This is a genomic window from Nocardioides marmorisolisilvae (assembly GCF_031656915.1).
GTDB lineage: Bacteria > Actinomycetota > Actinomycetes > Propionibacteriales > Nocardioidaceae > Marmoricola > Marmoricola terrisoli.
This window is the reverse complement of the sequence record NZ_CP134227.1, coordinates 2,825,389-2,839,393: the sequence shown is the minus strand read 5'-3', so window position 1 is coordinate 2,839,393 and position 14,005 is coordinate 2,825,389. Positions and strand designations below refer to the sequence as shown.

General features: G+C 70.5%; 15 protein-coding genes. 6 read left to right on the top strand and 9 right to left on the bottom strand.

The features are described from left to right. Positions 1-131 precede the first annotated feature (131 nt). Positions 132-965, bottom strand: a complete 834-nt coding sequence (locus Q9R13_RS13645) for an MBL fold metallo-hydrolase (RefSeq protein ID WP_310961720.1) — start codon at positions 963-965, stop codon at positions 132-134. Positions 966-995: 30 nt separating this feature from the next. Here Q9R13_RS13645 and Q9R13_RS13640 point away from each other — a divergent pair, with 30 nt between their 5' ends. Continuing rightward, positions 996-1,736 (top strand): SURF1 family protein, encoded by a 741-nt coding sequence (locus Q9R13_RS13640; protein ID WP_310961719.1) that lies wholly within the window; start codon positions 996-998, stop codon positions 1,734-1,736. 76 nt (positions 1,737-1,812) lie between these two features. After that, positions 1,813-2,187 carry a DUF3817 domain-containing protein gene (locus tag Q9R13_RS13635; protein ID WP_310961718.1) on the top strand — a complete coding sequence of 125 codons (375 nt, stop codon included), beginning with the start codon at positions 1,813-1,815 and terminating at the stop codon, positions 2,185-2,187. 3 nt (positions 2,188-2,190) lie between these two features. Here the strand turns inward: Q9R13_RS13635 and Q9R13_RS13630 are convergent, their stop codons facing one another. After that, entirely contained in the window at positions 2,191-2,790 is a 600-nt protein-coding gene (locus tag Q9R13_RS13630; protein WP_310961717.1) for a hypothetical protein, read from the bottom strand. 137 nt (positions 2,791-2,927) lie between these two features. On the opposite strand from Q9R13_RS13630, the gene Q9R13_RS13625 reads away from it, so the two are divergent. After that, positions 2,928-3,452 carry a peptidylprolyl isomerase gene (locus Q9R13_RS13625; RefSeq protein WP_310961716.1) on the top strand — a complete coding sequence of 175 codons (525 nt, stop codon included), beginning with the start codon at positions 2,928-2,930 and terminating at the stop codon, positions 3,450-3,452. Next, positions 3,449-4,384 carry a rhomboid family intramembrane serine protease gene (locus Q9R13_RS13620; protein WP_310961715.1) on the top strand — a complete coding sequence of 312 codons (936 nt, stop codon included), beginning with the start codon at positions 3,449-3,451 and terminating at the stop codon, positions 4,382-4,384. The genes Q9R13_RS13625 and Q9R13_RS13620 overlap by 4 nt, the downstream gene beginning before the upstream one ends. A gap of 312 nt (positions 4,385-4,696) precedes the next feature. On the opposite strand, the gene Q9R13_RS20300 is transcribed toward Q9R13_RS13620, so the two are convergent. Next, complete coding sequence (locus Q9R13_RS20300; protein WP_397218107.1) at positions 4,697-4,918, bottom strand: hypothetical protein; 222 nt, start codon at positions 4,916-4,918, stop codon at positions 4,697-4,699. Between Q9R13_RS20300 and Q9R13_RS13615 the strand changes: the two genes are divergently transcribed. Continuing rightward, positions 4,841-5,368 carry an HNH endonuclease signature motif containing protein gene (locus Q9R13_RS13615; protein ID WP_397219436.1) on the top strand — a complete coding sequence of 176 codons (528 nt, stop codon included), beginning with the start codon at positions 4,841-4,843 and terminating at the stop codon, positions 5,366-5,368. The genes Q9R13_RS20300 and Q9R13_RS13615 overlap by 78 nt on opposite strands. Positions 5,369-5,484: 116 nt before the next feature. On the opposite strand, the gene Q9R13_RS13610 is transcribed toward Q9R13_RS13615, so the two are convergent. Next, positions 5,485-5,961, bottom strand: coding sequence for a cell division protein CrgA (locus tag Q9R13_RS13610; protein ID WP_310961714.1), 477 nt, complete (start codon positions 5,959-5,961; stop codon positions 5,485-5,487). Between the two features lie 56 nt (positions 5,962-6,017). Between Q9R13_RS13610 and Q9R13_RS13605 the strand changes: the two genes are divergently transcribed. Beyond that, positions 6,018-6,755, top strand: a complete 738-nt coding sequence (locus Q9R13_RS13605) for a DUF881 domain-containing protein (RefSeq protein WP_310961713.1) — start codon at positions 6,018-6,020, stop codon at positions 6,753-6,755. Between the two features lie 47 nt (positions 6,756-6,802). On the opposite strand, the gene pknB is transcribed toward Q9R13_RS13605, so the two are convergent. From pknB to Q9R13_RS13580, 5 genes are read right to left on the bottom strand one after another with little or no spacing between them, the layout of a single operon-like run. After that, positions 6,803-8,560: a Stk1 family PASTA domain-containing Ser/Thr kinase gene (pknB, locus tag Q9R13_RS13600; RefSeq protein ID WP_310961712.1), complete on the bottom strand. Its 1,758-nt coding sequence runs from the start codon at positions 8,558-8,560 to the stop codon at positions 6,803-6,805. Further along, positions 8,557-9,756 (bottom strand): protein kinase domain-containing protein, encoded by a 1,200-nt coding sequence (locus tag Q9R13_RS13595; RefSeq protein ID WP_310961711.1) that lies wholly within the window; start codon positions 9,754-9,756, stop codon positions 8,557-8,559. Before Q9R13_RS13595 ends, pknB begins: the two co-directional genes overlap by 4 nt. Beyond that, positions 9,753-11,261, bottom strand: a complete 1,509-nt coding sequence (locus tag Q9R13_RS13590) for a peptidoglycan D,D-transpeptidase FtsI family protein (RefSeq protein WP_310961710.1) — start codon at positions 11,259-11,261, stop codon at positions 9,753-9,755. Before Q9R13_RS13590 ends, Q9R13_RS13595 begins: the two co-directional genes overlap by 4 nt. Beyond that, positions 11,258-12,646, bottom strand: a complete 1,389-nt coding sequence (locus Q9R13_RS13585) for an FtsW/RodA/SpoVE family cell cycle protein (RefSeq protein ID WP_310961709.1) — start codon at positions 12,644-12,646, stop codon at positions 11,258-11,260. Before Q9R13_RS13585 ends, Q9R13_RS13590 begins: the two co-directional genes overlap by 4 nt. Further along, a complete protein-coding gene (locus tag Q9R13_RS13580; RefSeq protein WP_310961708.1) occupies positions 12,646-13,995 on the bottom strand; it encodes a PP2C family protein-serine/threonine phosphatase in 1,350 nt (449 codons plus the stop codon). The genes Q9R13_RS13585 and Q9R13_RS13580 overlap by 1 nt, the downstream gene beginning before the upstream one ends. Positions 13,996-14,005 lie beyond the last annotated feature (10 nt).

Genomic DNA, 14,005 nt, shown 5'->3' with positions numbered 1-14,005 from the left:
CGCCCGGCGCATCGGGAGCGCTGGTGGCTGAATCGTAGGTCGGGTCAAGGCGCCGCGAAGGGGGTTCAGGATTTCAGGGATGGTCCACCTTCGGGCCGCCGCGACGGTCGAGGTCGGGGAGGGGATCGACCTCAGTCGGTGCCGCCCGCGAGGGCGTCGTACTCGGTCGCATCGTGGGCGCTGAAGACCGTCACCACCTCGGCCGCACCCGAGCCGGGTCCGTGGTCGGCGTGCAGGTGACGCAGCCGCTCCTGGTTGGCGACCCGGGCCTTGCCGTCCATCTGCATCAACGACTGAAAGATCCGCAGCCCGCTCGGGCACGCCGGCGGCGTCCGTACCTCGTCGTGGAAGAAGTAGCTGTCGCCGGCGTGCAGGAACCAGCCTCCGGAGGGCCGGCGTACGGCGACGCCACAGTGACCCCGGGTGTGCCCGTGCAGCGGCACCAGCAGCACGTCGTCGGCCAGGGCGGTGACCGCGGCGAAGCCGAGCCACTCCTCACCGGCGGCGGCATGGGTGGTCCAGCGCGGTCCGTGCGCCCACTGGGCGGGCACGTAGCGGCCCTTCTCGTTGAGGGTACGGCGGGCCCGCGCAGCGGCCAGCTCGTCGGCGTACACGTGCACCCGGGCGGCCGGGAAGTCACCCAGACCGCCGGCGTGGTCCAGGTCGAGATGGGTGAGGACGATGTCGGTGACGTCGGCCGGATCGTGCCCGAGGCCGCGCACCTGGGAGACCGCCGTCTCCGCGGGGTCGAGCGCGGGTCGCATCGCCGAGACGAAGCCCAGTCCCATCCGCTTCCGCGGCGAAGCCAGGTCCGCGGTGCCGAACCCGGTGTCGACCAGCACCAGCCGGTCGGGTGCCTCCACCAGCAGGCAGTGCGCCACCATCCGGACCGGGGTGACGCGCCCACCGGCGGCGAGCGCGGGCGCCATCGTGGCACAGTTGAGGTGGTGCACGGCGGTGCTCACGGCCCCGATCCTGACACGTAGCCTTGCTTCGTGCCCACCCTGCTGTCCGCCCGCGCATGGGCTGCGCACCTGCTGATGCTGCTGGCCGTGGCGGCTGCGGTGCTGCTCGGGCTCTGGCAGCTCTCGGTGTGGTCGGGCGACCGCGCGGCCGCCGCCCGCAACCTGACCCACGCGCGGCCGGTGCCGCTGGCGTCGGTGATGGGCGGAGACAGCCCGTTCCCCGGCGGGTCGCTGGGCAGGCCGGTCACGTTCAGCGGCACCTGGCTTCCGTCGGGCACCGTCTATGTGTCCGGCCGTCAGCACCACGGCACCCGTGGATTCTGGGTGGTCTCCCCGGTGCTGATCGGCCGGTCGGCGATGCCCGTCGTACGCGGCTGGAGCCCGACCGCCCACGCCGCGCTGCCGCACGGCTCGGTCTCGATCACCGGCTGGCTGCAGGCCGGCGAGGGCAGCGGCGAGGCCGATCTGAACCCGCGCGACGACGTGATCACCTCGATGCGGATCGCCAGCCTGACCCAGCACGTGCACGCCGACCTCTACTCGGCGTACGTGGTGAGCCGGGACGCGAGCGACGGCACCGCCGGACTGGCCCGCGTGAGTGCGCCTGTCGGCCCGTCGGTCTCCGGCGCGACCGGGCTGCGGAACCTGCTCTACGCCACCCAGTGGTGGTTCTTCGGGGGCTTCGCGATCTACGTCTGGATCCGCTGGTGCCGCGACCAGCTCGATGCCCCCGAGGTGGCGGCGGCCGAGGCGACCAGGTCCGGCGCCTAGCCCGGCCCTCGCCTCCGGCTGCTCTGCGGCTCACCCGTCCGGCTGTGCGCTGGGTCATACGGGTACCTTCGAGCGCGTGAAGGCCCTGTACAACGCCTACCGCGTGCTGGCCACCGTGGTGGGTCTGTCCATCATCACTCTCGTCGTGGTCGGCGTGCCGCTGAAGTACGCCCACGACTGGTGGCCGAACTTCTGGCCGGGCTTCCTCCAGGTCGGCGAGTCCGGTCAGCGGCTGGGCACCAACATCAATCTCTACCTGGGCACCGCGCACGGATTCATCTACATGGTCTTCGTGTTGGTGGCGCTGATGCTGGCGCTCAAGGCGCGCTGGCAGATGGGCTTCACCGCGATCACGCTGCTCAGCGGGACGATCCCGTTCGTCTCGTTCTGGGCCGAGCGCCGGGCGATCCGGCGGGTGCGGGCGGAGTTCCCGGAGGTCTCCGCCCGCTGAGGCTCACGCCTCGTCGGGACCGGTCTCGGGTCCGGGCGCATCGGTCACGGTGGCCGGGTCGTCCGGAGTGGTGACGGGGTGCGGCTCGTCGGTGGCGTCGGCCACCGCCTCGGCCGGGGTGGCGCCGGCGGCGTCGTCGGTCGTTGCGGACTGTGCAGGGTCGGGTACGACGGTCGGGCGCGGCGGAGCCGGCGGCGGGGGCGGGGTGTAGGCGACGTGCGAACCGCCGCTGTCGCCGAGGACCTTCTTCGCGGCGACCGCTGCACCACCGAGCACGGCCAGCAGGGCGATCCACTTCTTCTTGCCCGACTTGCGCGAGGCGGGCTGCTCGCCGGCGAGCACGGCAGCCGCCGCGAGCCCACGCCGCTTGGCCTCCTCGGCCACCGGGCCGGCCTGCTCGCGGGCGTCCTCGAGCGCGGACTGGACGGCCGGGATCACGTCCCTGACCAGGCGCTCGCGGGCCTCTGCGACGTGCGGTGCGGCCTTCTCGCGGGCCTCGACCAGCAGCGGGCCGATCTGCTCCCGGGCGTTCTCGACATGGGGCGCCACCTGGTCGACCAGACCCTGCGCCTGATCCTTGATGTTCTTCGACTTGGCAAACATCCGGCTCTCGATCCTCTCGTCGTCTTGTTATCGATCATGCCCGGGTAGCTGTGGCACGCAAACCCGGTCGTGGCAGGATCGGGTCAGGATCATGGGCGACCCCTGGTCGCCGTACCCGACGAGACCGAAGGCAATCCATGGCTGACTCCCAGGCCTCCCAGGCCACGCTGCACACCAATCGCGGCGACATCGTCCTCAACCTCTTCCCCGACCACGCGCCGGCGACCGTCGACAACTTCGTCGGCCTGGCCGAGGGCACCAAGGACTACAACGACGACGCCGGGCGCTCCGGTGAGAAGTTCTACGACGGCCTCGGGTTCCACCGGGTGATCGACGGATTCATGATCCAGGGTGGTTGCCCGCTGGGCACCGGAACCGGCGGGCCCGGCTACACCTTCAAGGACGAGTTCCACCCCGAGCTCCAGTTCGACCGCCCCTACCTGCTCGCGATGGCGAACGCCGGCCCGGCCACCAACGGCTCGCAGTTCTTCATCACGGTCACGCCGACCCCGCACCTCAACCACCGGCACACCATCTTCGGCGAGGTCGCCGACCAGGCCGGCCGCGACGTCGTCGACGCGATCGCCACCACCCGCACCGGGCCGGGCGACCGTCCTGTCGAGCCCGTGGTGATCGAGTCGGTGGAGGTCAGCCGGGGGTGACCCAGTCGCCCGAGGGCGCTGGGGCCGCGCCGGAGTGCTACCGGCACCCCGGCCGTGAGACCTGGATCCGGTGCCAGCGCTGCGAGCGCCCGATCTGCCCCGACTGCATGCGCCAGGCGTCGGTGGGCTTCCAGTGCCCGACGTGCGTGAAGGAGGGTGCTCGCAGCACTCGTGCCGGCACCCTGCCGTACGGCGGCAGCGTGCCGGGCAACCCGCACCAGACCACGATCGGGCTGATCGTCGCCAACGTGCTGGTCTGGCTTGCCGTGCTCGCCGACGGTGGATCGAACGGCCGGCTGTTCCAAGTGCTGTCGCTGCTGCCTCGGGGACGCTGCGACACCGCAGACCTGGGCGGTTTCTACCCGGCGATCCATGGTGCGGCGCTGTGCCACACCCAGAACGGTCACTGGTTCCCCGGCGTCGCCGATGGCGCCGGGTGGCAGGTGATCACCTCGGTGTTCACCCACGCCGAGCCGCTGCACATCGGGTTCAACATGCTCGCGCTGTGGTTCCTCGGGCCGCCGCTGGAGATGGTGCTGGGCCGGACCCGGTTCCTGGCGGTCTACCTGATCTCGGGACTGTTCGGCAGCGCGGCGGTGATGCTGTGGTCCTCGCCCACCACGCTCACCGAGGGCGCCTCGGGGGCGATCTTCGGCGTGATGGGCGCGCTGATCGTGGTCGGCCTGAAGATCAAGGCACCGGTCCAGCAGCTGTGGATCTGGTTGGCGCTGAACCTCGTCTTCACCTTCACCGCAGCCAACATCTCCTGGCAGGGCCACCTCGGCGGCCTGCTCGGTGGGGCGATCGTCGCCGCCGTGATCGTCTACCCGCCCAGGTCGATCCGGCTGCCCGCGCAGGCGGTGGGCACGATCGGACTGGCGGTGGTCGCGCTGGCCCTGATCGCCGTTCGTGCCGTGTCGCTGACCAGCTAAGGGTGTGTCGCCGTTTCGGTCTCGGCGGGGCTTGGGGAGCTCCGTGGTGTGGGTCATGCCGTTCGGATTCGAGAACCTGTAGCGCTGTCCACAGGTTTGATAATGTCTTGGACGTCGCACGTGTGTTCGATAGTATAGGCACATGTTCGGGACGCTCGTTGGTTCGGCCACACGGATCGCGGACCTGCGTGCGGCGCTGGCGCTGCTGGCCTCGGCCACGACCGGGGTGGCCGAGGAGGAGCTCACGGACGACGGGGTCGATGGGGTTGAGGCGGCGACGGCACCACCGAGGGCCACTTCATCATCCCCGACCTACACGCCCAACTCCTGCTCACCCACCTGCACCACCTCACCGCACCCCGCCGCCACCACACCCGCCCGGACGGGGGCCCGGGCGGTGGGGTCGATGAGTCCGCGCCGGAGAACTACGGCTACCACGAGCTCCTCGGCCACGCCCTGACCGAACTCCTCGAGCACCTGCCCACCGACGGACACGCCAACCACGGCCGGGTCGGGGCCACCATCATGATCCACCTCGACCTGGCCCACCTACGCGACGGCCTGGCCGGCGCCACCACCGACACCGAGACCATCCTCAGCGCCGGCACCGCCCGCCGACTGGCCTGCAACGCCGGCCTCATCCCCGCCGTCCTGGGCACCGCATCGGTCCCCCTCGACCTGGGCCGACAGACCCGACTGCACACCAAGGCCCAACGCGCCGCCCTATCCCTGACCTACCCCACCTGCGCCGCCCACGGCTGCCAGCGACCCTTCGCCTGGACCGAGATCCACCACATCGACCCCTGGACCACCGGCGGACCCACCGACCTCCACAACGCCATCCCCCTCGGCTGGCACCACCACCGCATCCACGACAACCACTACACCCACCACCTCCACCCCAACGGCGAGATCACCCTCCGCCGAAGACGACAACAACCACCGCCGCGCATCCCCGGTCCGTCGCCGGCACAGGTTGCCTGACCGCCCTCGCGAGGCACACCGCCACGCGGTTCGCCGCGCCCGATGTGACCGAGGTTGTCCCCAGCCTGGGGACAACACTGTGGATAACTACACCGGTGTGATTCGACCGGAGCGGTTCACTCCCACTTCGTGGCGAAGGTGAACCCGACCGCCATGAAGCCGATTCCGACCACCAGGTTGAGCTGGTTGAGGTCCTTCATCACCGGAACGTCGGAGATGTGGTCGCCGATGAAGTAGTAGACGAGGATGTAGGCCAGCCCGAACAGGAAGCTGAACAGCATGCCGACGACCACGCCCCGGCCACGGCCCAGCGGGGTGTCGGGGTGCGCCGAGACCGACATCCCGATCAGGATCAGGCCGAAGCCGATCAGGTAGTTCCAGCGCTTGAGGTCGGCCATCCACGGCAGCGGGTCGGAGGGCTTCGCGCCGCCGAGCTTCGGGTTGTACAGCGCGGCGTCCTTCGCGAAGTTGACGTACACCGCGATCCAGGCGATCCCGACCAGCACCAGCAGCACCGCGACGGCGCAGCGGGTGATCGAGGTGCGGTAGCCGCTCGGCGCGAAGATCGGGTTGCGAGCAGTGCGCTTGGACAAGGTGGGGGCTCCTTCGGCCGTCACGACGGGTGGCGGATCTCGGCTAGCGTAGTCATATGTCCAGGCGGCCGACGGTGCGGGGCTGGCGTCTCGTCACGCTGGTCGGCTTCGTCGCGGCCGGGACCCTGTTCGCCACCAGCGCGCTGAACTCGCACGGCGTCGACCTGCGGGCGAGCAGTGTCACCGACCTCGACACCGTGCTGCTCCAGGAGCGCAGTCGGGTGGACCAGCTGCAGGACCACGTCGCCGACCTGAACACTCAGGTGGGCACCCTGACCAAGCAGGTGCACGACACCCGGGTGACGCACCTGCAGCGCAAGGTCGACCGGCTCAAGGGTCCGGCGGGGTTCGAGGCCGTCTCCGGGCCCGGGGTCACCGTCACCCTCGACGACGCCCCCAAGAGCGTGATCGACCGGGCCCGCGAGGACGGGTCGGTGCCGGTCGACCAGCTGGTCGTGCACCAGCAGGACATCCAAGCCGTGGTCAACACCCTCTGGCTCGGTGGTGCCGAGGCCGTCACCGTGCAGGGCCAGCGGATCATCTCCACCACCGGGATCAAGTGCGTGGGCAATACGGTCGTGCTGCACGGAGTGCCGTACGCGCCGCCGTACCGGATCGCCGGGATCGGCGACCCGACCAAGCTGGCCGAGGCCCTGGCACACAGCGAGTACGTCGCGGCGTACCAGACCTTCGTCCAGCAGTACCACCTCGGCTGGAGTCTGGTGACGTCCGACCAGTTGGACATGCCGGCATACCAGGGCGCCCCGGACCTTCGCTACGCCCGAGCGGGCTGACCCCGGCGGTCACCGGCCGTCACCGGCCGGACGGCACAGGCCAAAGATCACAACCCGGGGGTGGGCCCGGTGCTGTCGGTCGGCGTCGAGGTCGGGGACGGGCTGTTGGTCGGCGTCGGGGTCGGCGACGGAGTGTTGGTCGGCGGCTCGTACGTCGACACCAGGATCGTCACCGTGGTGCCCTGGTCAGCCGGGGTGTCCTTGCCCGGGCTCTGCCGGGTCACGGTGCCCTTCGGCTCGGTCGAGTTGTTGTCCGGCAGCACGCTCACCTTGAAGCCGCGCTCGCGGATCAGCTGCTTGGCCTGGTCCTTGTCCAGGCCGACCACGTCCGGCACGGTCTGCTGGCCGCTGGCGAACGAGACGGTGACCTTGGTGCCGGCCGCGACCTTCTCGCCCACGTTCGGATCGACCTTGACCACGTTGCCGGCGACCTCGTCGGACTTCACCTGCTTGAGGTGCACCCGCAGGCCCAGTCCACGCAGCTCGCTCGCGGCGGCGTCCTTGTTGTCGCCGATGACGTCGGGGATGGTGACCGCCGGCTTGCCGGTGGAGATGGTGATGTCGACCGCGGAGCCGTTGTCGACCAGCTGGCCGGCGGTCGGGTCCTGACCCATCACCTGCCCCTTGCGGACATCCTGGCTGGCGGCGTGCTTGACCTGCCCCAGGCCGAGCCCGTCGGTGGAGAGCTTCTGCTGTGCCGCCGCGCGGGTCATCCCGGAGAGGTCCGGCACCGACACCTGGTTGGGCGCTCCGTGGATCAGCTTGGGGGCGAGGAAGACCGCGGCCGCGATCAGGGCGAGGAGCAGCAGCGCGAGCAGGACGAGGGGACCGGTGCTGCGTTTGCGAGGCTCGTCGGTCACGGCGGGCTGCTCGCTGGTCTGGCTCGGGCCGCCCGGGGTCACTGCCATCACCGCGGTCGCGGGCGCCGCCGCGGCCACCGGCGGGGCCTGCACGGTCTGGCCGGCGAGGTACCGATCGATGTCGGCCTTCATCGCCGCCGCACTGGAGTAGCGCTCGTCGACACGCTTGGCCAAAGCCTTCATCACGATCGCGTCCACGGCGGCCGGCAGTTCGGGATCCAGCGATGAGGGCACCGGTGCCTGCTCGCGCACGTGCTGGTAGGCCACCGACACCGGGCTCTCGCCGACGAACGGCGGCCGACCGGTGAGCAGCTCGTAGAGGAGGCACCCGGCGGAGTAGACGTCGCTACGGGAGTCGACGTTCTCGCCACGGGCCTGCTCAGGGGAGAGGTACTGCGCGGTGCCGACGACCGCAGCGGTCTGCGTCATCGTGCTCTGGGAGTCCGCGACCGCGCGGGCGATGCCGAAGTCCATCACCTTGACGTCACCGGACGGAGTGAGCATCACGTTGCCGGGCTTGATGTCGCGGTGGATGATGCCCATCCGGTGGCTGTAGTCGAGGGCTGACAGCACGCCCGAGGCGATCTCGAGGGCCCGCTCAGGCAGGATCTTGCGACCCTCGCGGAGAATGTCGCGCAGGGTGCGGCCGGCGACGTACTCCATCACGATGTAGGGCTGGGCGACGTCGGTGCCGTCGTGCGAGAGCTCCTCGCCGGTGTCGTAGACGGACACGATCGCGGGATGGTTCAGCGAGGCGGCGGACTGGGCCTCGCGGCGGAACCTGGCCTGAAAGGTCGCGTCTGAGGCGAGGTCGGTGCGCAGCCTCTTGATCGCAACGGTGCGTCCGAGCCGGACGTCGGTGCCCTTGCGGACCTCCGCCATCCCACCCCGGCCGAGCAGCTCGCCCAGCTCGTAGCGCCCGCCGATGCGGTGCGGCTCAGTCATCGATGACCCTTTCCTTTGCCGTTCGGTTGCGGACCATGGCCCTTCTTGGCGCCCTTGTGCTTGGGAGGCTTCTTCGCGGAGCGGTGCTTGGCCGGCGGCGTGGCCGTGTGCCCGGACGCCGGCGTCACCGGAGGGGCGGAGGTGTGGGGGCTCGGTGAGCTCGAGGGCGTCGCGGGCGTCGAGCCGGCGGTGGAGCGGTCGGTGGGCTGGCCGCCGTTGCCGTGCGCGGCGATGAGCGCGATCGCCAGCACCAGTGCGAGCAGACCGGCGACGCCCAGCGGCCACCACGGGGGCAGTCCGCGTCGTGACCCCACCCCGGTGAGCACCCGGGTGGCGTCGGCCGGCTCACCGGAGGGCAGTACCGCGGGAGGCAGCGCCTGGGTGGCGGTCGCGGTGTCGGCTCCGGCCAGTGCGGTGGCCATCGCCAACCCGTCGGGGTAGCGGTCGGCGGGGTCCTTGGCCAGCGCGCGCTGGGTGACCGCGGACAGGTGTGCCGGGATCTCCGACGGCAGCGTCGGCACGGGTTGGCGCAGGTGGGCCAGCGCGGTGGTCACCGGAGTGTCGCCGCTGAACGGACGCGTTCCGACCAGGCACTCGAAGAGCACCACGCCCAGGGCGTAGACGTCGCTCGCGGCCGTGGCGGTGCGCCCGTCCGCCTGCTCCGGTGAGAGGTAGTGCGGGGTGCCGACGATCTGTCCGGTGCGGGTCAGTGGCACCGCGTCGGCTGCTCGGGCGATGCCGAAGTCGGTCACCTTGACCCGTCCATCCGGGGTGAGCAGCAGGTTCGCCGGCTTGACGTCGCGGTGCACCAAGCCGGACTGGTGCGCGACGCCCAGCGCCCGGGCAGCCTGCGCGACGACGTCGCGGGCGGTGTCGGGTGGCAGCGGACCCGAGCGAAGCCGCGCCGACAGGGGGGAGCCCTCGACCAGCTCCATGACCAGGAACGGCCGGCTGCGGCCCTCGTCGTCGAGCTCGCCGTAGTCGAAGACGGTGGCGATGCCGGGGTCGAGCAGGGCGGCGGCGTTGCGAGCCTCGGTCGCGAACCGCTCACGGAAGTCGGGGTCCTCGGCGTACTCCGGCTTGAGCACCTTCATCGCGACCCGACGATGCAGAAGGGTGTCCTCGGCGTTCCACACCTCTCCCATCCCACCGGTCGCGATCAGGGTGGTACGGCGGTAGCGCTCGGCGCCGGTCACCGGTGCATCACCGCTTCCATCACGGCCTTGGCGATCGGCGCCGCCAGGCCGCCGCCGGAGATCTGGTCCCGGGCGACCCCGGCGTCCTGGATCAGCACTGCCACCGCGACCTGCGGGTTCTGGGCCGGCGCGAACGACACGAACCAGGCGTACGGCGGCCGGCTGGCCTCGCTCTGCGCGGTGCCGGTCTTGCCGGCGACCTCCACACCCGGGATCTGGGCCGGCGTACCGGTGCCGTTGTCGACGACCTGCACCATCATGTCGGTCACCTGCTCGGCCACCGATGGGCTGATCGCCGGCTGGTCCGCGATCGGCTTGGGGGTGGTCTTCGACAGCACGTCGAGGTCGGGCGAGTCGGTCTCGGAGACCAGGTAGGGCCTCATCACCGTGCCGTTGTTGGCGATTCCGGCGGCCACCATGGCCATCTGGAGCGGGGTGGCGGCGTCGTCGCCCTGTCCGATGGCGGACAGCACCGTGTGCGGCGGGTCAGCGTCGGCCGGGAACCGGCTGGCCGACTGTCGAGTGATGGGGTCGTCGAGGTCGTGGAAGTAGATGTTCGGACTGATGATCGACCCGGCCTTGGTCAGGCTGAAGCCGAACTTCTTCGACTGGTCGGCGAGCCGCTTGATGCCGAGCTTCTCGCCGACGGTGCCGAACGCGACGTTGCAGGACTTCTCCAGCGCGACGGTCAGGGTCACCTTGCCTGCGCCACACGCGAAGTTGTTCTCGTTGTGCAGCAGGTGGGTCGACTGCGGCAGCTTCATGCTCGAGGCGCCCGGGACCAGCGAGTCGGGGTTGAACCTCCCGCTCGACAGAGCGGCCGACAGGGTGACCAGCTTGAACGTCGAGCCCGGCGGGACCACCGTCTCGATCCCGATGTTGTTCAGCGGGCTGGGCTTCTTGTCGAGCAGCCGGGTCTTGTACTTGCCGACGGTGTCGAAGCGGTGGGTGGCCAGCTTGTTCGGGTCGTACGTCGGCGACGACGCCATCGCCAGCACCTTGCCGGTGTCCGGCTGCAGGGCGACGACCGCGCCGATCTTGCCCTTCAGGCCGTCGTACGCCGCCTTCTGGGCCGCCGGGTTGATGGTCAGCACCACGCTGCCGCCCTTGGGCCGACGGTTGTTCACCAGATCGACCATCCGGTTGAGGAACAGGCTGTCGTCCTCGCCGGAGAGCAGGGTGTTCTGCGAGGACTCGATCCCGCCCAGCCCCCAGTCGCGGGTGAAGTAGCCGGTCAGGTCGGCGTACTCCGGGCCCTGGGGGTAGGTGCGCTGGTACTTGTAGCGGTCGCCGGACTTCTTGCTGACCGCGATGGCCTTTCCGTTGACCACGATCGCGCCGCGCTGCCGGGAGAACTGAGCGTCGATCACCCGGATGTTGTTCTCGTGGCGGGAGACCGTGTCGAGGGACTTGGCCTCCCAGTACTGCACGTAGGTGGACCGGAGCAGCAGCGCCAGGAAGAGCACCATGCAGCCCACCGCGAGGACGCGGATCGGTCGATTCATCGCAGGCTCACCACCTGGGTCGCGTCGGCGTCCTCGTCACGGTCGCTCCACTCCGGCGGTGGCTTGCGGGCCTGGTCCGAGATGCGCAGCAGCAACGCCACGATCACCCAGTTGGCGACCAGGCTGGAGCCGCCGTACGACAGGAACGGTGTGGTCAGGCCGGTCAACGGGATCAGCCCGGTGACCCCGCCGACGACAACGAAGACCTGCAGTGCGAACGTCACCGCGAGGCCCGAGGCCATCAGCTTGCCGAAGTTGTCACGTGAGATCAGCGCGGTGCGCAGTCCACGCTCGACCAGCAGTGCGTAGAGCAGGATCACCGCCATCAGACCAGTGAGCCCGAGCTCCTCGCCGACCGAGGAGGCGATGAAGTCGGAGTAGCCGAACGGGGTGATCTGGGGGCTCCCCAGACCCAGCCCCCGACCGGTGAGGCCGCCCCAGGCCATCCCGTAGAGACCCTGGACCAGCTGGTAGCCGTTCGGGTCGTGGAAGGGGTCCAGCCACAGGTTGACCCGGTCCTGCACGTGACCGACCAGCAGGTAGCTCAGGTAGGCGCCGACCAGAAACATCAGTGCGCCCACCAGCAGCCAGCCCGCCCGCTCCGTGGCCACGTAGAGCATCACCAGGAACAGCCCGAAGAACAGCAGCGACGAGCCGAGGTCGTTCTGGAAGACCAGCACGCCGAGGCTGACCAGCCACATCACCAGGATCGGGCCGAGGTCACGTCCGCGCGGGAGGTCCACGAAGAGCACCCGTCGCCCGGCCAGCGCGAGGGCGTCGCGGTGCACCACCAGGTAACCGGCGAAGGCGACGACCAGCAGCACCTTGGCGACCTCGCCCGGCTGGAAGCTCATCGGGCCGAGGTGGATCCAGATCCGGGCGCCGTTGATGCGGGTGCCGACGCCCGGCACCAGGGGCAGCAGCAGCAGCAGGATCGCGCCCAGACCGGAGGTGTAGGTGAACGCCTGCAGGCGCCGGTGGTCGCGCAGTACGACGAGCACGACGATGAACAGCACCACGCCGATGGTCATCCAGGTGAGCTGGGTGTGCGCCGCCGGGGCGCGGTCGGGCTGGGCGATGTTGATCCGGTGGATGATCGCCAGCCCGAGCCCGTTGAGGGCCGAGATGATCGGCAGCAGCACCGGGTCGGCGTACGGCGCCCGCAGCCGGATCGCCACGTGCGCGGCGATCACCAGCACGGCGAGCCAGCCGCCGTACGGGATGATGTCGGCCGGGACCTTGCCCTCGGCGCCGATGCCGACGGCGGCGTAGGCGCCGATCCCCACGACCAGGCTGAGGATCAGCAGCATCAACTCCGCACCCCGCCGCCGACGGTGCACGAAGCCGGTGAAGGCCGCCGCGCGGGAGGCGGCGATGCCGGACATCAGGCGCTCCCCGGGCAGCCGGCCGGCGGCACCATCGGGCGCTTCGGGACCGGACGATGGTGCTTCCTGGCCTTGCGCTGCGCCTTCTTCAACGCGGTCTTCTCGGCCTTGGTCAGCTGCTTCGGGACCGGCTTGCAGTGGTTGGCCACCAGCTCGCGGACCTTCTCCTGGGCCGACGACAGGCTCGATCGGGTGATGCCACCACGCACCAGGGCGCCGTCGTACTCACCCAGGGCCCGCAGTTCCAGTGGCTCGGTCGTCACGAGGTGGCGCAGCGTCACCCCGGGCACCTCCATGTCGATGCCCTGGTAGATCGCCACGTGCGAGCCCTGCGCACCGACGTAGTACTGCGACTGTGTCCAGCGGTAGCCGAGGATCGCGGCGACGACCAGCACGACCACGACGAGTGCCAGGACGGCGAGTCGGCGGGCCCACGGCGACCGCCGTGGTGGCAGCGGGGCGTAGCGCAGCGCCTCGGGGTCGGTCGGCGGCTCCGGCTCCTGCCTGCGCCGGCGCAGGGACCCGCGCAGACCCGTGCGGACCGTGCCCGCGGCGGCGCCGACGACGATCGGGGACGCGGACTCAGCAGCGTCGGGCTCCGCAGCGTCCGGCTCTGCAGCGTCGGTGTGTTGGTCCTCGTCGACCACCTCGGCGACCACCACGGTGACGTTGTCGGAGCTGCCGGCCTCGAGGGCGGCGTTCACCAGGGCGGGGGCGGCGCGGTCGAGGGGATCGGTGGCGAGCAGCCCGGCCAGCTCCTCGTCGGTGAGTGAGCCGCAGCACCCGTCGGAGCAGACCAGGATCCGGTCGCCGGGCGCGAGCGGCACCGTGAAGACATCGGGCTCTGGCTCGCGGACCCCGTCCACCGCACGCAGGATCAGGTTGCGGTGCGGGTGGACCCGCGCCTCGTCGTCGGTGATCCGGCCCTCGTCGACGAGGCTCTGCACGAACGTGTGGTCCTTGGTGAGCTGGCGCAGCTCACCCTCGTGGAGCAGGTAGGCACGGCTGTCGCCGACATGGGCGAGGATCACCTGGGCCCCGTCGAAGAGCGCCACCGTCGCGGTGGTGCTGGTGCCGTCGAGCTCGGGGTTGTCGGCGACCAGGTCGGCCAGCCGGGTGTGTGCCCGGTGCACCGCGCTGACGAGCTGCTCGGTCGCATCGTTGCCCGGCGGACGGTCGAGCTCGCGGATCTGTTGGATCGTGGTGGCGCTGGCGACATCGCCGCGGGCCGCGCCGCCGACCCCGTCGGCGACCGCGAGCAGGTGCGGGCCGGCGTACCCGGAGTCCTGGTTGTCACGACGCACCCTGCCCACGTCGGAGAGTGCGGTGAAACGCAGTGCCAGTCTCATCGGGCCAGCC

Coding starts and splice junctions, on each gene's coding strand:
- Q9R13_RS13590 (WP_310961710.1), bottom strand. CDS start 11,261: ATGAATCGACCGATCCGCGTCCTCGCGGTGGGCTGCATGGTGCTCTTC.
- Q9R13_RS13630 (WP_310961717.1), bottom strand. CDS start 2,790: ATGTTTGCCAAGTCGAAGAACATCAAGGATCAGGCGCAGGGTCTGGTC.
- pknB (WP_310961712.1), bottom strand. CDS start 8,560: ATGACTGAGCCGCACCGCATCGGCGGGCGCTACGAGCTGGGCGAGCTG.
- Q9R13_RS13580 (WP_310961708.1), bottom strand. CDS start 13,995: ATGAGACTGGCACTGCGTTTCACCGCACTCTCCGACGTGGGCAGGGTG.
- Q9R13_RS13605 (WP_310961713.1), top strand. CDS start 6,018: ATGTCCAGGCGGCCGACGGTGCGGGGCTGGCGTCTCGTCACGCTGGTC.
- Q9R13_RS13625 (WP_310961716.1), top strand. CDS start 2,928: ATGGCTGACTCCCAGGCCTCCCAGGCCACGCTGCACACCAATCGCGGC.
- Q9R13_RS13585 (WP_310961709.1), bottom strand. CDS start 12,646: ATGTCCGGCATCGCCGCCTCCCGCGCGGCGGCCTTCACCGGCTTCGTG.